This is a genomic window from Gemella sp. 27098_8_149, from assembly GCF_041433745.1.
GTDB lineage: Bacteria > Bacillota > Bacilli > Staphylococcales > Gemellaceae > Gemella.
In genome coordinates this window covers 15262-36456 of the sequence record NZ_JAPWCB010000017.1, presented here as the reverse complement: position 1 = coordinate 36456, position 21195 = coordinate 15262, and the positions used below count along the sequence as shown (strand labels likewise).

General features: G+C 32.2%; 17 protein-coding genes and 1 rRNA gene. 4 read left to right on the top strand and 14 right to left on the bottom strand.

The features are described from left to right. The 8 genes from O3801_RS07265 to pip form a co-directional block, all read right to left on the bottom strand. Positions 1-138, bottom strand: a 16S ribosomal RNA gene (locus O3801_RS07265); the annotation flags it as partial. A gap of 768 nt (positions 139-906) precedes the next feature. Next, positions 907-1728: an ammonia-dependent NAD(+) synthetase gene (gene nadE / locus O3801_RS07260; protein ID WP_294683631.1), complete on the bottom strand. Its 822-nt coding sequence runs from the start codon at positions 1726-1728 to the stop codon at positions 907-909. 11 nt (positions 1729-1739) lie between these two features. Then, entirely contained in the window at positions 1740-3176 is a 1437-nt protein-coding gene (locus O3801_RS07255) for a nicotinate phosphoribosyltransferase (RefSeq protein ID WP_294683632.1), read from the bottom strand. A 242-nt stretch (positions 3177-3418) separates the two neighbouring features. Then, complete coding sequence (locus tag O3801_RS07250) at positions 3419-4054, bottom strand: FtsB family cell division protein (protein WP_294683633.1); 636 nt, start codon at positions 4052-4054, stop codon at positions 3419-3421. After that, positions 4038-4316: an RNA-binding S4 domain-containing protein gene (locus O3801_RS07245; protein ID WP_294683634.1), complete on the bottom strand. Its 279-nt coding sequence runs from the start codon at positions 4314-4316 to the stop codon at positions 4038-4040. Before O3801_RS07245 ends, O3801_RS07250 begins: the two co-directional genes overlap by 17 nt. Before the next feature lie 159 nt (positions 4317-4475). Further along, positions 4476-5705 carry an aminopeptidase gene (locus O3801_RS07240; protein WP_294683635.1) on the bottom strand — a complete coding sequence of 410 codons (1230 nt, stop codon included), beginning with the start codon at positions 5703-5705 and terminating at the stop codon, positions 4476-4478. Positions 5706-5846: 141 nt separating this feature from the next. Further along, on the bottom strand, positions 5847-7640 hold the full coding sequence (locus O3801_RS07235; RefSeq protein ID WP_371454529.1) for an aminopeptidase P family N-terminal domain-containing protein: 1794 nt from the start codon (positions 7638-7640) through the stop codon (positions 5847-5849). Positions 7641-7966: 326 nt separating this feature from the next. Then, entirely contained in the window at positions 7967-8929 is a 963-nt protein-coding gene (gene pip / locus O3801_RS07230; RefSeq protein WP_371454528.1) for a prolyl aminopeptidase, read from the bottom strand. A gap of 247 nt (positions 8930-9176) precedes the next feature. Here pip and O3801_RS07225 point away from each other — a divergent pair, with 247 nt between their 5' ends. Next, the gene (locus tag O3801_RS07225) at positions 9177-10256 is read left to right on the top strand and encodes a M24 family metallopeptidase (protein ID WP_294683638.1); all 1080 of its coding nucleotides are present in this window, start codon (positions 9177-9179) and stop codon (positions 10254-10256) included. Between the two features lie 85 nt (positions 10257-10341). Here O3801_RS07225 and O3801_RS07220 read toward each other — a convergent pair whose 3' ends face one another. From O3801_RS07220 to O3801_RS07200, 5 genes are all read right to left on the bottom strand, one after another. Then, positions 10342-11268, bottom strand: a complete 927-nt coding sequence (locus tag O3801_RS07220) for an alpha/beta hydrolase (protein WP_294683639.1) — start codon at positions 11266-11268, stop codon at positions 10342-10344. A 115-nt stretch (positions 11269-11383) separates the two neighbouring features. Then, positions 11384-12307: an ABC transporter ATP-binding protein gene (locus O3801_RS07215; protein WP_371454527.1), complete on the bottom strand. Its 924-nt coding sequence runs from the start codon at positions 12305-12307 to the stop codon at positions 11384-11386. Positions 12308-12310: 3 nt separating this feature from the next. After that, positions 12311-13909 (bottom strand): ABC transporter permease, encoded by a 1599-nt coding sequence (locus tag O3801_RS07210; RefSeq protein ID WP_294683641.1) that lies wholly within the window; start codon positions 13907-13909, stop codon positions 12311-12313. 64 nt (positions 13910-13973) lie between these two features. Beyond that, positions 13974-15014, bottom strand: coding sequence for an ABC transporter substrate-binding protein (locus tag O3801_RS07205; protein WP_294683642.1), 1041 nt, complete (start codon positions 15012-15014; stop codon positions 13974-13976). A gap of 182 nt (positions 15015-15196) precedes the next feature. Beyond that, positions 15197-16345 (bottom strand): BaiN/RdsA family NAD(P)/FAD-dependent oxidoreductase, encoded by a 1149-nt coding sequence (locus O3801_RS07200; RefSeq protein WP_294683643.1) that lies wholly within the window; start codon positions 16343-16345, stop codon positions 15197-15199. Between the two features lie 406 nt (positions 16346-16751). Here O3801_RS07200 and O3801_RS07195 point away from each other — a divergent pair, with 406 nt between their 5' ends. Then, positions 16752-17951: a D-alanyl-D-alanine carboxypeptidase family protein gene (locus O3801_RS07195; protein ID WP_294683644.1), complete on the top strand. Its 1200-nt coding sequence runs from the start codon at positions 16752-16754 to the stop codon at positions 17949-17951. Between the two features lie 2 nt (positions 17952-17953). Then, on the top strand, positions 17954-18241 hold the full coding sequence (locus tag O3801_RS07190; protein WP_003144636.1) for a YutD-like domain-containing protein: 288 nt from the start codon (positions 17954-17956) through the stop codon (positions 18239-18241). A 43-nt stretch (positions 18242-18284) separates the two neighbouring features. Here the strand turns inward: O3801_RS07190 and O3801_RS07185 are convergent, their stop codons facing one another. Further along, positions 18285-19301, bottom strand: coding sequence for a lactonase family protein (locus tag O3801_RS07185; RefSeq protein ID WP_294683645.1), 1017 nt, complete (start codon positions 19299-19301; stop codon positions 18285-18287). A 303-nt stretch (positions 19302-19604) separates the two neighbouring features. Here O3801_RS07185 and guaA point away from each other — a divergent pair, with 303 nt between their 5' ends. Then, positions 19605-21149, top strand: a complete 1545-nt coding sequence (gene guaA / locus O3801_RS07180) for a glutamine-hydrolyzing GMP synthase (protein WP_371454526.1) — start codon at positions 19605-19607, stop codon at positions 21147-21149. The last annotated feature ends 46 nt before the right edge of the window (positions 21150-21195 follow it).

Genomic DNA, 21195 nt, shown 5'->3' with positions numbered 1-21195 from the left:
AGGCAGGTTCTTTACGTGTTACTCACCCGTTCGCCGCTAAGTTTTTCCGGTGCAAGCACCAGAAAAACTTCGCTCGACTTGCATGTATTAGGCACGCCGCCAGCGTTCGTCCTGAGCCAGGATCAAACTCTCCAAATAAATTTGTTAGCTTGATTAGCTCAATAAAAAGTTTTATAGTTTCTTTTTAAAACTGTCCTTTTTTGGAATTAACGTTGACTTAATTCGTTTAGTTTTCAATGTTCAAATCGTTGCGATTAACAACTTTTATATTTTAACATTTTTAAATTTCTTTGTCAAGCTTTTTTTAAGACTTTTTTAAAAATGTTTTTTTGTCTTCTTCAGAAGACTTTTATTATTCTATCATTTCTACGAATATTTGTCAAGAAGTTTTTTTATATTTTTTAAAACTTTTTAACCGTTTACTTCGTTGAAATAATTGATTTTGTCTTTCTTCAAGACTTTTATAAGTTTATCATTTCTTTTATATTTTGTCAAGAGCTTTTTTATAATTTCTTAACATTTAATATTTTGAAATGTTTGATTGTTCGTCTTCTTCTTGAGAAGACTTTTACTATTTTACCACCACTATTAAAACTTGTCAATAGCTTTTTTATATTTTTTTAAAAGCTATTTTAAGAGTTTATTGCGATGAAGTTGTCTTTATAAGACAGTAATTATTTTAGCATTTCTATTGCTATTTGTCAAGATTTTTCTTAACATTAGTTCTTTAGAAATTCTTTATTGTTCGTCTTCTCTATCAGAAGACTTTTATTATTCTATCATTACTTCTAGATTATGTCAACACATTTTTTAAATTTATTTTTATTTCTACCTTAAAATCTTTTTTTCTATATAAAATGTAAAAAGAGAGAATTGTTTCTCATTCTCTCTTCTCTTATTTATCTACTATATATTGTAAAAATCAAACACTGTTACTGGCAGATTTCTCTTGTGTTCTGATCTTAAATAATGTCTTTCGATTATTTCCTTTACATTATTAGGAACTTCTTTCCCTTCCAAGTAATCGTCTATATCATTATATGTTACACCAAGTGCCACTTCATCTTCTAATGCAGGACGATCCTCTTCTAGATCTGCAGTTGGTTTCTTCAGATATAAGTGTTCTGGACAGTCCAACATTTTTAGTAGTGCTTTACCCTGTCTTTTATTTAATCTATATAATGGGACTATGTCCGCTCCACCGTCTCCATGTTTAGTAAAGAATCCAGTGATTGCTTCTGCAGCATGGTCAGTACCAACTACTATTCCTTTATTCATTGTAGCAATAGAATACTGAGCTTTCATTCTTTCTCGAGCTTTCTCATTACCTTTCGCAAAATCAGTAATTTCTACTCCTGCTACTTTTAATGAATTGACACTAGCATCTACCGCGTCTTTTATATTGACAGTATATACTTTGTCAGGATTAATAAATTTTAATGCATCGTTACAATCATCTTCATCAAATTGTTCACCATATGGTAGTCTAACAGCGATAAAGTTATACACTTCCCCTGTTTCTTCCCTCAATTCAGTAATTGCCATTTGACATAGTTTTCCGCAAAGTGTAGAATCTTGTCCACCCGATATTCCTAATACTAGACTTTTTATGAAATTATTTTTCTTTATATAGTCTTTTAGAAAATTGATCGTTAATCTTATTTCCTCTTCTACATTAATTTCAGATTTACATCTTAACTTTTTTATTACTTCCTGTTGTAATGTCATATTATCACCTATTATTTTTTTGTTACTTTTTCTAAAATTGCCTTCCTATTTTCCCAACATGTCGTACTTAAGTCTACAGGATAGAATTCTGGATTTAACAGTCTAAGATACTCACTCCATAATAATTCTTTATTCTTTTGGAAGTATTTAGCACTTTCTTGTACTGTTGGTACCTCATAGACTTGCTTACCGTTAACAAAAATATCTTCGTGAATATCTATTGCTTTAAAATTTTTTACTTCCTTAGCTAAGTATGTATGAGTTGGGTGGAAAAGTTTTATACTTTGTTCTGAACTTACGTCTTCTTTTTCTAATGCAATGTAATCCCCTGCAGCCATACCCGTGTCTGTATTTATTATTCTATAAACCTTTTTAACACCTGGAACAGTAAGTTTTGCAGGATTTTCTGAGACTTTTAGTCTGTCAATCATCTCTCCTTTATCATTTTCAAGACACGCAAGTTTATAAACTGCACCTAAGGCTGGATTATCATAAGCGGTAATAAGCTTTGTCCCTACACCCCATGCATCAATCACTGCACCTTCTTGTTTTAAGTGAGTAATTGTATCTTCATCTAAATCATTTGAAGCTACTATTTTAGCATTTGGATAACCCGCTTCATCAAGCATTTTTCTAGCTTCTTTTGATAGATATGCTATATCTCCTGAATCCAATCTAATACCATGGAAATTAATTTTATCTTTTAATTCATCAGCTACTTTAATAGCGGTAGGAATTCCAGAGCGTAATGTATCATAAGTATCAACTAAGAAGTAACAGTCCTTATGTGCAGCTGCATATTTTTTAAACGCAACTTCCTCATCTTCATAAGCTTGAACGAATGAGTGAGCATGTGTCCCACTACATGGGATATTAAATAATTTTGCAGCTTTCACATTACTTGTAGCATCAAATCCACCGATAATAGAAGCTCGTGTCCCCCAAATCGCCGCATCAAATTCATGAGCACGACGAGTACCAAATTCCATACAAACTTCATCTGGACATAAGTGCTTAATTCTAGCAGCCTTTGTAGCTATTAATATTTGATAGTTAACAATATTCAAAATAGCTGTTTCCATTATTTGCGCTTGAATAAGTGGAGCCTCGATTCTTAGTAGTGGCTCATTAGCAAAAATAATTTCTCCCTCTTTTACTGAACGAATATTACCAGTAAACTTCATATTACTCAGATAGTCTAAAAAGTCTTCTTCATATCCTAGTTCTCGTAAAAATTCTATATCAGATTTTGAAAATTCAAATGAATTCACATAATCAATAATTTTAGCTAGCCCAGCGAATACAGCATACCCTCCTCCAAATGGTATTTTTCTGAAATACACATCAAAATATGACTTTCTTTCATGTACTCCATCTTTAAAGTATGCATATCCCATATTAATTTGATAAAGGTCGGTATGCAAAGCATCACCTAGATATTTATTCATAATCTCCTCCGATTTATGTATATAATTATATTTGTCACCTATTATATTAACATTTTAACACCTTTTTAACAAATATTTATACTTAAATATAGTAAATTTAATACTACATTTCTACTCTTTAGCATTTAGTTATTTCTACTGAATTAACTATTCCTTTTATTAACATTCAGAAGTATTTTTTCATAAAATCCCATTTCAGAAATCTGTATCATATAGAAGTTAAAAAAAGAAGCAACAGTTGATTATCCTCTGTTACTTCTCTGATTATTAGTGTTTGAATTTTTATTATTAGTTGCTCTTTGTGTCTGATTAGCTTCTTGTTTATCTTCATCCTCATTATCTGACGTATTATCATTAGTTTTCTTATCACTTGATTTTTTAGTGTCTTGTTTGTCAGTAGTCTTCTCAGAATCTTTATTTGATGATGACTTCTTATTATCTTTTTTAGCTAACTCAGGAATCTTACTATCATCAATTCTACCATTGTTATCCCCAGATTTTTCTAGATTTCCATCCATTATAGATTTTATCGTTGCTTGCAAGAAATTCTCTTGTAATGGGATATTAAAAATCAATTCCCCTTGATAACTAAGACCATACTCTTGTCTTACCAAGTCAGTTATAAAGTACGGATCTTTTAGTTTATCTATGACTAGCTCATTTACTTTATTCTCTTTCTCCAGATTTTCAATCATCTGATTTTGTTCTGCTAATTGAGCATTGATTTGTTTCTTATCTCGAATATATAGAAATGTTTGTAGTAGTGTTACAGCTAAAGCGAAAGTCATAATAGCTAGAATAATAAACTTACGGCGTTTTCTATACTTAGCTTTTGCTTTTAAGACATCTTTTTTGAATTGGCTATTCTGCTCTCTCATCTTCTACTTCTCTTGATTTTTCAGATAAGATTTTAAACATTTTTGTTGCATCTTCTTTCTTAGTACTATCTTTTAATTCTAGTACTTCATATACAACTTCCTTCTTAGCAAAGTAAATAGTAATCTTATCCCCTATTTTTAAAGTGCTAGATGGTTTCGCCTTTTTACCATTAATCGCTATATGCCCCTCTGATGATATTTCATTAGCAACTGTTCTTCTTTTTATAATTCTTGATACTTTTAAAAATTTATCCAAACGCATTTAATCACCCCTAAATATTAGTACATTCTATTATCACATATTTACTCTCTTTTCGCAAATAAAATCCACGATAATCTATGTATTTTTAAAAACTTCTATAGTTCGTGCCACAAAAATACACAGCTGAAGAACTTTTCAACTGTGTATTTTTTATAATTATTAAGCCCAATTTCCGTCTTTGAAAATTGCTACTTCTTTACCCTCTGCTGTGTAACCAGTGATGTTTGTTGTCGCTTCTCCAATCATAAAGTCAACGTGAACTAAACTATCGTTAGCACCAACTTCTGCTAATTGTTCATCAGTCATCTCTGGTCCACCTTGAACACATGTTGGATATGCTTTACCAAGAGCAATGTGACATGCTGCGTTCTCATCAAATAATGTTTCTAAGAATAGAATTTTTGTATTTGAGATCGGTGAATCATACGGTACTAATGCCATTTCTCCTATTCTTCTTGAACCTTCATCAGTTTCTAATAAGTTCTTAAGAACATCATAACCACGCTCAGCTCCGAAGTCTACAACTTTACCATCTTCAAATTTTAACCAGAAGTTATCGATTAATACCCCACTGTAGTTTAAAGGTTTAGCATTATAAACAATACCACTAGTCTCATCTTTATGAGGCATTGTAAATACTTCCTCTGTAGGGATATTAGCAACGAAACGATCAGCTTTTTTAGCATAACTTCCTGCACTTTGCCAAATATGATTTTTAGGTAGTCCTACATATAGATCAGTTCCTAAGTCATTTGTGATATGTAATTTAACTAATTCATTTTCGTGTAAGAATTTCGCTTTTTCATCTAAAACTTTAATGTGTTCTTCCCATTCCGCTACCGGATCATCTCCAGTTGAACGACAAGCACTTAATATTTGATCCCAAAGTTTTAAATAAGCCGCTTCATCATCTAATTCAGGGTATAGTCTTTTTGCCCATCCTACTGTTGATGCAGAAACAACACACCAAGGACACTCATCGCTCATGATAGACTTCATATAATTACGCATAGCTTTTGAACGTCCTACCATAGATGCTTTTAATTTCGCACTATCTACACCTGCTAGTCCATCTGGATCATCTCCAATAATAGATAAGAATGCTGCCCCTTCATCTAATTCATCTTGGTACTTATCAATATACCATTGACCAACTGTACTTAATGACTCTTCACTTTGATATTTTAAATTTAATTTTGTTAATTCTTGGTCACGCCATTCTACTGATACTCTTTTTGCTCCTAATTCATAGCAAGCTTCTACTACTTTCGCAACAAACTCACGTGTTTCAGTACTAGCACGAACTAATACAGGTTGTCCTTCTTGGACATTTAATCCAACTTTCGCAATAAGTTGGGCATATTTTTTTAATTGTTTATTTAAATCCATTTGATTTCCCTCGACTTTTTCTCTTAATTTGCAAATTAAACAAATAACTATTTCTTTAATTGCACATAATCTATTATATCACTTTTTGTTAGATAATATTAGTAGAAGATTTTAACAATCCTTGAAACCTTCTTAACAAAATTAAACTTCTCTAGTTGCTTGTTTTAACCATTCTAACTCTTCACCTTCAAAGTGTGGAGCTAATACTTCGAATACTTTTGCATGATATTTATTCAGTTCATATTTATCTTCTATTGTAAGCATATCTAGGTTAATAGCTTCTAAATCCCATGGTACGAATGTCATTACTTCAAATTCCATAAATTGACCATATTCATTTTTTACTGTTTTTCTAACAATAAGTTCATTCTCTAAACGAATACCATGAGATCCTGAGATGTATAATCCCGGTTCATTGGTAACTACCATACCATGTTTAAATGGCTCAGCTGCACGGTAAATCCCCCAGTGAATACCATGAGGTCCTTCATGAATATTACCTAAGTAACCTACACCATGCCCTGTTCCGTGGTTGAAGTTCTCATAATCTTGCCATAATGGAGCACGAGCGAATAAATCCACATTAGCTCCAGACACACCTTCCATGAATTTTAATCTTGATAGGCGCAAGTGACATTGAAGCACTCGTGTATAATCGTATTTTAATTTATCGCTAACTTCTCCCATCGCCGTAGTACGCGTGATATCAGTTGATCCTTCTTCAAAGTGTGCACCAGTATCAGTCAGTAAGAAAGTACCTGTACGTAACGGAATCGAAGTCTCTTTAGAAGATGAATAGTGCACAATAGCCCCATTTTCACCATGACCGCAAATTGGAGAAAAACTTGGGCAGATAAAACCACCTTGTTCTTTTCTGAATTCTACAAGTTTCGCAGAAGCTGAAAGTTCATCTTCTTGTTCACTTACACCTTGTTTTACTAGTTGTTTTAGCCAATAAATAAACTTCGTATGAGCAATACCATCTTTCACATGAGCTTTAATAGTATGTTGTAACTCAACTTCATTTTTTATAGCTTTCATTAAAATTGTAGGGTTTCGTCTTTCCACTAGTGTTATCTCTTTTGGAATATTATTAAATACTGCGTAATTTAAGCACTCTGGATCGACTAAAACTACATCATTACCTGAGAATTGTTTCACTTCTTCATAAATATCATTGTATGGCTTAATATTTACATTATGGTCTGCCAAGTGTTTTTTAATTTCATCAGATAGTTTTCTCTCATCTACATATAAGTCTACACTATTTTCATAAACAACTGCATAACTTAATAATACCGGTACATAATCAACATCCATACCACGAATATTTAATAACCATCCAATATCATCAAGTGTAGTGATAACATGAATATTGGCTCCGACTTCATGCATTTCTTTACGAACTCGCTCAAGCTTACTAGCTACAGATTCTCCAGCTCTTTCTAAACTCATATAAAACGCTGGTTTCTCTGATAAAGCTGGTCGATTTTCCCAAATCTCATCAACTAAATCAACATCATATTTTACCGTAGCATTTTTACGTTTTAGTTTAGTAGCTAAGTCTTTCCCTTCACCAAAAGTTACAACACGACCATCAAATCCTAATACCCCGTTCTCAGGTGTATTTTCTACTATAAACTCTGCAATAGTTGGAACTCCAGGTTCACGCATTTTTTGCAATTCGATACCAGTTCCTTCTAATTGTTTTTCTCCTTGTAAGAAATATCTCCCATCTGTCCATAAACCTGCAAAATCTTTCGTAACGATTAATGTCCCTGCAGAACCAGTAAATCCACTCATAAATGCACGAGCTTTAAAATGTTCTCCTACATATTCACTATTGTGAAAGTCCGCTGTTGGAACCATATAGACATCAATTCCGTTTTTTTCCATTAATACTCTTAACTTAGAAACTCTATCTTTTATCTCCATTGTCCTTACTCCTTTGTTATTTCATATACGATTTCTATATGAATTTTCTAACCAATTGCGAGAAACTTCATCGATAAATAATTCCTCACAATTATCATACTTTATATTCTATCACATAATAATACGCATTTCACTAGGGAGTGACTCAAAAATCGTGATTTCGGAGAAACAAGATTTTGTCGAGTCACTTTCCGCATATGAGATCTCATATACACTTTGTTAAAATTTAGGACCTTTTTGTCAGCCCCTAGATTTTTAAAATTCGTTAATTTTTCAATAAAATATAGACTATAGAATCAACCTCTACAGCCTATATACTATAATTATTATTTTAATATCCCTTTGAAATAATCAGTTGCTTTTACCAATGAATCCACTATCGCTGGTTCTCCTCCTGAGTGCCCAGCTACAGCAATATCCAATTTACAATTATTTAATTTTTTACTTAATTCATAAGCACCTACAACACGGCAGTCAACATCATAACGCCCATGAGTTATTGTTGTAGGAATATCTTTTATAACATCGATATTGTTTAATATCCAATCATCGTCATTCCAGAACATATTATTCATCCAAAAGTGGCATTCAATAGTCGCCATCGAAACTGCATAGTGAATATCACCAAAACTTTGTTCCAAGTTAGGGTTCGGATGCAGTGTAACAAGACTTCCTTCCCACATGCTCCACTCTCTTGCAGCGGTTTCTCTTGTTTCTTTATCTTCACTTGTTAGACGGTTATAATATGCACGAACCATATCGCGACGTTCTTCTCTAGGTATTATGCTCTCATATCTCTCAAATGCTTCAGGATGTATGTTGCTCGCTCCACCTTTTTCATAAATCCATAATATATCTTCTCTACGTCCCAAGAATATACCTCGTAACACTAGACCTAACACACGCTCCGGATGTTTAATAGCATAGCAAAGAGCTAAAGTAGATCCCCAACTACCTCCAAATACTAGCCATTTATCAATACCTAAATCTTCCCTTATTTTCTCCATGTCATCGATAATATGCCAAGTATCATTATTCTCTAAGCATGCATGTGGTGTAGACTTCCCGCTTCCTCTTTGATCAAATAATATAATACGATAAAACTCCGGATCAAAATATTGTCTACCACTTGCCGATGTTCCACAGCCAGGTCCACCATGTAAGAAGACTACCGGCACACCTTGAGGATTCCCACTCTCCTCATAATAAATAGTATGAGTCTCATCGACCTTTAACATTTTAGAGAAATTTTCTTTAATCTCAGGATATAAACTCCTTAATTCCCCCATAATAATACCTCCTATTTTATATTTATTTTCAATTTATTTTTATCTCATAACAGTTTATTTTTTATTTTTAAAAAACAACTAAATTAGCGATATTTATACTCCTCTTCTATTATAGCTCAATATATTTTAATATTCAATTATTTTCTTAAAATATATAGCAGTCATTTATCTAACAACTTTGCAATCGATTAACATTAGTGATATAATTATATTAAAGATTATAATACAACATAAGGAGTAGAGAAAAGTGAAACTTTCAAGAACTGACAAAATTTTAGAAAAAATGAAACAACAAGGAATCAACCAAGCTCTAATTAGTGACCCTTATTCAATCTTCTATCTTACTGAATACTTAGAGCATCCAGGCGAAAGATTTTTCGCTGTGCTACTTGATGAAAATGGTAATCACAAAATATTCATTAATGCTCTTTTTCCACTTGAAAGTGATCTAGGATTAGAAAAAGTAGTCTACTCTGACACTGATAATCCAATAGAACTGTTAGCAAGATTTATACCAAATGGTTCTGTTGTGGGTATAGATAAAGTTCTTCCTGCAAGGTTTCTATTACCACTTATGAACTACTTACCAGAAAACAAATTTGTTGATGTATCTCAAATCGTTGATCGTGTACGCATGATTAAAGATGAAGAAGAAAAAGAACTGATGCGTCGTGCTTCTCTTCTAAATGACGCGGCTTGTCAAAGAGTTATAAATAGTATTTCTGAAAACAAATCAGAAAAGGATGTAGCTAAAGATTTAATTGATATTCACGAAGATCTTGGTGTAGACGGATTATCATTCGATCCTATTATCGCTTATGGTGCTAACGGAGCTAATCCTCACGGCACTGTAGGAGACAGATATGTAAAACCAGGAGATGCTATAATTATCGATATGGGTGGAATTAAAGACAATTATTGTTCAGATATGACACGTACTGTGTTTTGGAAACAGCCTAGTGAGAAAGCACGTGAAGTATTTGAAATAGTACTAGAAGCTCAAAAGCGAGGCGTTGCCCTTGTTAAACCAGGAGTTAGATTCTGTGATATAGACGCGGCTTGTCGTGATTATATTACAGAAAAAGGATATGGAGAATTTTTTACACACCGTACTGGTCACCATATTGGACTAGAATGTCATGAGTATGGAGATATCTCTAGCATCAATGAAACTAAATGTGAGCCAGGTATGGTTTTCTCTATCGAACCAGGTATTTATCTTCCAGGAGAATTCGGTGTTCGTATCGAAGACCTAGTTCTTGTTACGGAAGATGGTTGTGAAGTTTTAAACAAACTTAACAAAGAATTAGTTATTATCGGTGAATAACTAATTATATTAAATTAGTATGTTCATATATACTATTCCTTTATAAAAATAGACGATTGAAATTACGGTCAATCGTCTGTTTTTTTTATTCAAAATGTTTCTTTAGGAACTCTTCTACAATATTCCAATATTGTTCTCTGAATTTTCTTTCAGCCTGAACATGTTTCATTCCTGGGAAACTATGGAATTCTTTTTCTGAAGTTATTAGATCATATGCGGCTTTCCCATGTTCTAACGGAACAAAACCATCTTCTTCACCATGTAGTACTAATGCAGGAAGCTTAGTTTCTTTCAAAGCTTTTGTTGCATCTACATCACCAAAGAAATATCCAGCTCTGATTTTCGTTACCGTATTTGCCGCTGGGATTACAGGGAAACTCGGTAAATTAAATAATTTTTTCAACTGATATGTGAACTCTACTTTTAAATTCACGTAACCACTATCTTCGATAAAAGTTTTTACGTTAGAAGGTAAATCCTTACCTACTGCATTCATTACTGTAGCTGCTCCCATACTAATTCCAAATAATGCAGTATCGGCATTGTTATTTTCTGATGATATTTTTTTCACCCAATTAACTAAATCATCAGAATCATAACCACCCATGGAAATAAAGTCACCTTCACTATTACCGTGAGCTATTAAATCTGGTGCGAAAACACTATAACCCATGTCGTAGAATTTTTTGATATAATTAACCATTTTCTTAGCATCACTAGTGTATCCGTGAACTACAAATATCCACTTTTTAGCATCAGGATTAACAAACTTATATCCAACAAGTTTATTTTTAGTAACAGACTCCATCTCAACAGTTTGCTTCGTTTCATCAAACCATTTGTTTAAAGCTGTTTTATCCTCTTTACTCCCATCGCTATCTTGATTTACGATAGCACTCTTGTCTACCTTCGGATTCAATCCAAAATTATAAAAATAGTTTCCAACAAAACCAAATGCAACAACCACTAAAATCAGCAGCATCGCTAATATTTTTTTTAAATGTTTTTTCACTTGTCTTTACCTTTCATCTTCAATTTCAATAAAACTATTATACTATCACTTCAAATAAAAGTAAACAAAAAACAACACTAATAGAGACTTTTTATATCTCTATTAGCGTTGTTATTTAATTATTTATTCTTATCGAAACCTTATCCCCAATGTTAAATCTTTCTGCTGTTGACATCATTAAAACTTTTAAAGTATTCCCATCTGAATTCTCAACTAAATACTCAACTGTAGCTCCTAGATAGGTTACATCTACAACTTCCCCATCACCAGAATTATCTAATTTTATAGATATTTCTTCTGGTCTGATTACCAGATTCTCACCTATAATATTATTTTCACCTATAAAACTTGAGATAAAATTACTCTTAGGCTGTTTATAGAGTTCTTCTGGAGTACCTATTTGTTCTATATGCCCCTCGTTTATCACGACAACTCGATCAGCGAGTTTAAAGGCATCCTCTTGATCATGAGTGACTATAATCATCGTAACACCAAATTGTTTTTGGATTCTTTTAATTTCTTTTCTCATTACGTCCCTAAGATGCACATCTAAGTTCGATAGGGGTTCATCCAGTAACAACAATTTTGGATTCAACACCATACTTCTAGCTATAGCGACGCGTTGTTGTTCTCCTCCAGATAACTCCTTAATCTTTTTCTTTTCATAACCTGCCAGCCCAACTTTTTCTAGCATATCTCTCGCTTTTTTTTCCCTCGTATTCTTATCAATTTTTAATAATTTCAGACCATAACTCACATTGTCTATAACATTTTTATGAGTAAATAAACCATATGATTGGAATACCGTAGCAATCTCTCTTTTTTCAGGTGGAATATTATTAATATTCTCATTAGATAACAATACATCACCTGAATAATCTGATACGAAGCCTCCTATAATATTTAATAGCGTAGTTTTTCCACATCCAGAGGGCCCTAATATACAAACCAACTCACCCTCTTTTATATCAAAAGTAATATTCTTTAAAATTTCTTTATCTTTATACTTCTTTGAGATATTCTTTAAACTTAAGTACATACTCTATCTCCTTCTATTTACTATCAAGTAATACGATATATTTATCACTAGGCATATAATAATTATGTAAAATGCAATAACCGAACCTATATCATATTTTCCACTTTCTATCACATCAAACATAACAATAGTCGCTACTTTTTGACTAGGATATATTAAGAAAATAATAGACCCAATTGTTGTCATCGTTGCCGTAAAACCATTAATAAAGCTTATATAAAAACCTTCATAACTCATAGGAAATACAACATCCTTAATCTCATTGAACCTACTTCCTCCTAAGTCCCTCACTGATTTTAGCTGATCTTCAGATACTTGACTTATAGAGCTATAACCTATTTTTGTAGCAAACGGCATCTGCTTAAACACTAAGTTTAATATTACTATTAATGCTGTTCCTGTTAATTTCAAAGGATATGAATTAAAGGCTAATACGTAACCTAATCCAAAGAATGTACCAGGTAGTATATACGGTAATGTCGCTACAAAATCAATCATTTTTAAGACTTTGACATTTCTTATGTAAATATAATACTGAAGAACATGACCTACTACTGAGGAAATCAATCCAGCAATAAGCGAATAAATCACACTTCTTACAAATACATCGGTTATATAATCATTAGCATCTATAAAATTCTGCAGTGTAAATATTAATTTTCCATATTCCATAGTTGAAAATGCCGAAATAATTATCGCACTATATAAACTAGCTAGCATCAAAACAATAACTACAGTAACTATTAAAGAAATATAGTAAATAATGCCAGATTTCTTAATATTAGCCTCTAATACACCAACATTTTTACTACCTAGCGTAGTATTTCTAAAACTCTTAAAGAATATCAAAAATATAAGAAGCGACGGTATTAGAATAATTAAATTCATTACTACAGCTTTACTAATATTTCCTTCAGCAATAAATGACAAATAACCTTCAGTGGCAAGAACATTATACTTACCTCCTATTATAGCTGGTGTTGCAAAATCAGCCATACTCCTTAAGAACGTCAATAGAATAACTACTTTAATAACAGGTCTCATGAGCGGAAGAAGAATATCTAGTATTATTCTATTAGTATTTGCACCTAAAGATCTAGCTGAGTTAATCACACCTTTATCAATTCCTTTTAGAAATCCAACTAAAAGTAGCACATTTATAGAAATATGCGTCACACTCTGCATACTGACTATTCCGAAGAAACCATAAGGATCATAATTTAATTTCAGCAAATTGTAACTTATTAAGCCGCGTCTTCCAAATAAATTTATATATGATAATGAAGTCACAAAAGGTGGTGATATCATAGAAATCATAAATATAAGAACTATTATCTTCTTGAATTTCGATGTTCCAATAAAATAATAAAGTGAAACAGCCACCGATATAAAGACGGTAACTACAGTAGTTGCTGTAGCAACTTTTACAGTATTTAGTAATAAATGAGAATAACTAGTAATATTAGTTATTAGTTCCGAAAACAACTCACCTTTGTACCCATAATTAAAGACAGCAACAAACGGATATAATACAAAAAGTATAAAAGAAATAATAATAAGTCCTATGACAATACTGTCAAATAAATTTATTTTTTTTAACATACTATCTCCTTTAATATTTTTAAAATTGGTGATAATAAACTACGTTTACTATCACCAATCCATTCTATTTATCTCCCACTAATTCTTTCCATTTTTTAAGAATAGCGCTACGTTCATTACCAAATGAAGCTAAATCTTCTTTAAGAAGTTTGTCTTTTGGTAGTCCTAAATCAGCTCCTTTAGAACCGTCAATTACCATTTGTGCTCCGTCTTTACCATCAAGTTCAGCGATTAATTGTTGATTTTCAGGTTTTAAAATAAAGTCTTCAAATGCTTTTGCTATATCAGTAGCTTGAGAATTTTTAAATATTGCTACACCTTCAGGAATCCAAGGAATACCATCTTCAGGATAAACAACTTTTAGGTTATGTTTTTTAGCTGCATCAAAGGCAGATTTATCAACAGGAATAATACCTATTCCAAATTCACCAGCAACTGTTTTTTCTTGTGGATCTTTACCACGTTTACTATAGAAATCGACATTTTTGTTAAATGCTGTCCAGTATTCCCATCCTTTTTCAGTACCTTTTTGTCCTAAAATACCTGCTACAGCACCGAAATTAGTTCCTGAAATTGCTGGATTACTCATAATAATTGTCCCTTTGTATTTCGGATCAGTTAAATCAGACCATTTTTTAGGAACTTCTAATCCTTTTTCTTTTAAGACATTTTCATTAACTAAGAAACCAACCACAGTAATCCCTTTTGATAACCAGTAATTTTCTGTATCTTTGAATCCTTCTTTGATTTTGTCAGAACCCTTAGCTTCATATTGCTCTAAAAGACCATCTTTTTTAGCAGCCATGAAAGCATCAATTCCTCCACCGAACCAAAGATCTGCCATCGGCTTACCTTCTGCTTTAGTTCTTGAAATTACTTCTCCACTAGACATTGATAAAAACTCAACTTTACTATTTGTTTCAGCTGCAAACTTATCAAATAGTTTTTTATATTTTTCAGAAGTTGCCACAACGTTCATTGTTTTACCACCAAAATCAATTTTGCTAGTTTCTTTCTTACTTTCAGTCGCTTGTTTTTGACCGCAACCTAATAAAATTAGAGAAATTGATAAAATGATAGTTAATACTTTTAATATTCTTTTCATATTTATTGTATCCTTTCTTTAACTATAAGTTTATACAAAAATTATACTAAGAAATAAAGATACTTTCAACCTGTTCAAGTGTACATAACTTTTATTATTTTAATATTTTTATGTAAACATCCTTATTATTATTTTAAGTGTTATATAACTATTTTTACAATATTTATATAATTAAATAATAATTAATTTTCTATTCCATACTTCTCTTTAATTGCATCTGCCACTATCATACCTGTGAACCAGGCAACCATAAGATTGTAACCACCGATTTCTCCATGTAAATCTAAAATTTCTCCTGCGAAGTATAAATTCTCTATTTTTTTATGACTACATGTCTTCGGACTTACTACTTTAAGATCTACCCCACCTGCTGTAGTAAAGGCATATTCTAACGGCATCGTCTTAACATCAACCAATTCATAGCGTTTGATTTTCGTTACAAATTTTCTTAACTCTTTTTTACTAACATTTTCTGGGAAATGTTTTTCGATCATGAAGTTATAAAAACTTTTCGGTAATTTTCCTTGTAAGAATTTGTTATCTTCCCATAGTTTAGCAAAAAGTTCTTCCTCATTAAGGTCAGGATAAAAGTCTAGATAAAATTTATCTTCTGGATAACGAGCCACAAATTCTCCCATAGAAATTGATAAAGGTCCACTCAAGCCTTTATGCGTGAATAGAAGGTCTCCGCTTCTCTCGTTTTTCTTATGAAACATTCTTACATTTTGCAATGCAACCCCAGATAATTCTCTAAAACCTTCAAAAACTAAGGCTACTTCACTAGGATATATTTTAGTAATCTTCACACCATGTTTTTTCAAAATTCTATGTAATGAACCATCACTTCCACTCTGAGGGTATGTTTTTCCTCCAGCACAGACTACAATATTCTTTCCATAATACGTATCAACATTTGTCTTTACACCTACTAGTTTATCATCTTCGAATACTAAGTCTTCTACTTTCTCTTTATAGTTAATCTTCGCATGGTCTATTTTAAACGCGTTAACTACATCTCTAGATTTTTCACTCGCTGGATATAATCTTCTATTTTCTTGTTTTAATTTCAAATTATGTTTATCGAAAAACTTCTTAACATTATATTTATGATAAGCACTTCTTAAAAATCTACCGTTATGCACTGCCGCGACAAAATCTTCAGCATTGTCACTACTCATAACATTACAACGTCCATTTCCTGTTAGAAGAAGTTTTATTCCTGCACGTCTATTTTGCTCAAGAACTAATACTTTTAAACCACTATCATTAAGCCTATCCGCTATCATAAGCCCTGCACTACCAAGACCTATCACAATCACATCGTATTTCATCTTAAATCTCAACTTTCTCTTAATTTAATCAAATATCATCTAATTATAACATGGAATCTAATACTTTCAAATTTTTCTATGTTAAACATAATTTTACATTGCATGCTTACAAATAAAAATTCTAAAATTTTCTTTTCTTCTTATTGGAATTTTTCGCTATTTTGTAATATACTAAAAGGTATGTGTTTAAAGATGGGACTGTCCCAAAAGTCCTAAAATTTAGCAAAGTTCATATTAGAACATATAGACGCATTGGTTTATTGATAACTAAATTCGCTTTGTAAAAGCTCTATAGATAGCTAATAAACTGTGCAAGGGGACTCGACAAAATCTTGTTTCTTAAGAAATCACGATTTTTGAGTTACTCCCATGATTTAAACAATTTTAAAATAAAGGATTTTAAATAATGAGATTGAAAAAAATTGGTATTTTGATTTTACTTCTTGTATTTTTAGTTCCAAACTTCTCGAAAGCTGATGATAACTTTTTAGATAACAACGCGGTTACAAATTTAAGCGATGTTAATGCTCATCTTGTAGTTTCGGAATTAAACACGGGGAAAATCATTTCTAAACGTGGAGAAAATGAAAAAGTATCTGTAGGTAAATTACCAAACTATCTTGCTCTTTACCTACTTACTGACAATTTAAAAAATAAAAAAATAACATTAGATGAAAAAATTAATATTAATAGTAGCGACGAAATTCTTTCTAAATACAAAATAGAATCGTCAATTACAGTTAAAGATGCAATCTTCCTATTAGAAAATGAAAATTCTAATAGTCTTAACCAAGCTGTATTCGCTCACTTTAACGTAACTCTTGATAAAGCTAAAGAAACATTAGCTGCTATGTCACTACATGACACAAAATTAGAATCACTAGATAACAATGGGAATAATACTAGTACCGCAAAGAATATCTCTTACCTTACTAGTTTAATTCTTAAAAATTATCCTGAGATTACAGAAATCACAAAAAATCCAGAACATACTTTAGCATCTGGAGAAAAAATTAACAATAGTATTGAGTTTAAAGAATCAGATAAGTTTAGAGTTTTAGGTTTAGATTACTCAGACAAAAATAGTGTAACTTACGCATACAGTGGGAATACTAAATTAATTATCACAGTATTAAATCAAAGCGATGATAAAGCTACTTATTTTGATAAACTTCAAAAAACTTACGATTATCTATTCTCAAACTATAGCTATAAACTAGCTCTTAAAGCTGGAACATATACTATAAACAATGAACGTATTACTTTTAATGAAGATATTTACGACTTATTCTATGAAAAACATTCAATTAAAGATGTAACATACCTTCTTATGAATAAAAAAATACTTTTATTCCAAAAATACGAAACAATTTCTGCAAATGAAGGAACAGTATTCTCTGACTTTAGTTCTAACGATAATACAGGAAACCTAGCAAAAATCAAATCGAACTTCATCAATGATGATAACTTTGATAAGAAAGATAATTACGAAAAAACTACTATTGTAATAGATCGTACGAAATACTTCGCTACGGGTATACTTGCAATATACACACTTGTTTTCGCAGCGTTATACGTTATGAGACAAGTTGTTAGAAAGGATTAAATATGGAGCAAAACAATTTAGTTTTCGAAGTTGATGGTACAATTTATGAGCTTGTTTACAACTTCAAAGATGCCTTTCAAAAAGAAACATTTGAAGAAAAACTAGTAGATGTATTAAAAAACAAACCATATATCGTAGGTGATATTTCTCATGAGAAACTACGACTTACTGGATTCATATTAACAAAGGATAACAACAATCCTAAAAACATAAACAACCTTGAAGATTACATACTAGAATATTGTAATTTCGGAGCACCATTCTTCGTCGTTAAAAAACGAAATTCATAAAAGAAATACCTAAGATGAGATCATCCTCACCTTAGGTATTTTTCTATATAAACTTAGCACAAACTGCCTCAGGTACAACTACCTCAGAAGCAACAACAGTTAGCTCTCCAGTTTTCTTATTAACAGTGTACACAGTAATCGTTCCACTATTTTCATTTGTCGCAATTGCTAAAGTATTATCTTTTGAAAGGTCAAAATCTCTAGGACCTTCTCCTTCAGTACTAATAGTTTGAAGTTGTTTTAAACCTGATTCTGTATTTTCAAAAACAACTACCGCATCTTGTCCTCTATTAGAAACATAGATAAATCTATTATCGTTTGAAATTTTAATCGCACTACCTTTATTTTCTAATGGGAAATCCTCAGGTAATGTAGGATAATATGTTGGATTTGTTAAATTCCCCTCTCCATCATAATCAAAAGCAATTACTTCACTAGTAAGTTCTGTCATAACAAAAGCTTGTTTTTCATCACTACTAAATACTATGTGACGAACTCCACTTCCTTCTTTAGCTTTAAAAGTAGTTACTTTTTCTAAAACTCCTTCGTTAAGCTTATACGATGTAATCTCATCAGTTCCTAAATCACATGAAAAGACATATTTTTCACTTGGGGTAAATCCTGAAAAATGCACATGAGGTTTCTCTTGTCTCACGTGTACTCCACTTCCTTCGTGATAATCTGTTGATAAGAGTTTTACAAGCTCACCATTTTTAACAGAATAACTATCAATCGTACCTAAATGATAGTTCGCTGATAATAAAGTATTTTTATCCGAGTTTAACTCTACGTAACAAGGAGGATTTCCTTCTTGGGCAACCGATGTTAATTCTTTCAAATCACCATTTTCTTGAACTTCAAAGCTTGTAACAGCACCTTTCCCATCTACTCTTGATACACTATATAAATATTTATTATCATTAGACAATGCTAAATACGTTGGATTGTCCACTTTTACTACATTTCTAACTTCTAGTACTTTCCCTTCTTCAGATAGCTCAACTAAGTATATTCCTTTACTATCTTGTTTTGTGTATGTTCCAATATATGCTCTTACCATTATTTTTCCTCCTACTTTCTATAAACTTATTATAACATTTTCCAAAAAAATTTTATAAAATTTTCTCTCGCCTATAATTCGTATAAATCAAAATTATCGTTTTTTTTAAAAAGTTAAAATCTCATTTCACGAATTTTCTACCCCTTTCACAAACTTAAAATTCGTTTTTAACTGTTTTTTCGTTAAAAAATCAATATTTCACCAGAAAAATTCACAAAAATTCTAACATTTAAGATTTTACATATCTTCAACTTCTTGATATAATAGTTTATATTAATAAAAGTATATTTTAGGAGGAAAACCGTGAAACACGAATTTATATTAGTTCTAGACTTCGGTAGTCAATATAACCAACTTATCACTCGCCGTGTACGTGAGCTTGGTGTATATTCTGAACTACACGACAATGAAATTTCTATTGAAGAAATCAAAAAAATGAACCCTAAAGGAATTATCCTTTCAGGTGGACCTAACTCAGTATATGAAGAAAACTCTCTTACAATTGATGATGAGATTTTCAACCTAGGTATTCCTGTATTAGGAATTTGTTACGGAATGCAACTTATGCAACACAAACTAGGAGGAAAAGTAGAATCTGCGACTAGTAGAGAATACGGAGCCCACAATGTTGACGTAACTCCAGGAGCTAAATTATTCGAAGGTACTCCTGCAACTCAACAAGTATTAATGAGTCACTCTGATAAAGTTGTTGAACTTGCTGAAGGATTCAAAGTTGTAGCGACAAGTGATAACTGCCCAATCGCTGCTGCTGAAAACGTAGAAAAAGACTTCTACTGCTTCCAATTCCACCCAGAAGTACGTCACTCAGAATTCGGTTATGACTTAATTAAAAACTTCATCCGTAACGTATGTAAATGTACTGAAAACTGGACTATCCAAAACTTCATCGATGAAAAAATTGAAGAAATTCGTGCAGAAGTTGGAGATCAAAAAGTTCTTTGTGCACTATCTGGTGGTGTAGACTCATCTGTTGTAGCAGCCCTACTAGACAAAGCAATCGGAGATCAACTGATCTGTATGTTTATCGACCACGGTTTACTTCGTAAAGGTGAAGCTGAAGCTGTAATGAACACATTCAGTAAAGAAATCGAAGGTGGATTCAACATGAATCTAATCAAAGTCGACGCTAAAGATAGATTCCTTGGAAAACTTAAAGGTGTAAGTGATCCAGAACAAAAACGTAAAATCATCGGTAATGAGTTCGTTTATGTTTTTGACGAAGAATGTGCTAAACTTCACGACGTACCATTTTTAGCTCAAGGTACTCTTTACACTGACGTTATCGAGTCAGGAACTAAGAATGCACAAACAATCAAATCTCACCACAACGTAGGTGGATTACCAGAAGATATGCGTTTCTCTCTAATCGAGCCACTTAACACTCTATTCAAAGATGAGGTTCGTGCATTAGGTGAAGCTCTTGGTCTTCCTCACGAAATCGTTTGGCGTCAACCATTCCCAGGACCAGGACTTGGTATCCGTGTTCTTGGAGAAGTAACAGAAGAAAAACTTCAAATCGTTCGTGACAGTGACTTCATCTTACGTGATGTTATCGCTAAACGTGGATTAGAAGGAGAAATCTGGCAATACTTCACATGTCTTCCAGACATTCGTTCAGTAGGAGTTATGGGAGATGTTCGTACATATGACTACACAGTAGCAGTTCGTGCCGTAACAAGTATCGATGGTATGACAGCAAGCTGGGCTCACATTCCATTTGAAGTACTTGAAGAAATCTCAGCTCGTATCGTAAACGAAGTTGCTCACGTTAACCGCGTAGTCTACGATATTACAAGTAAGCCTCCAGCAACGATCGAATGGGAGTAGACTTAAAGGACTAAAAACCCTTGATATAACTGACTTTTAGAAATTA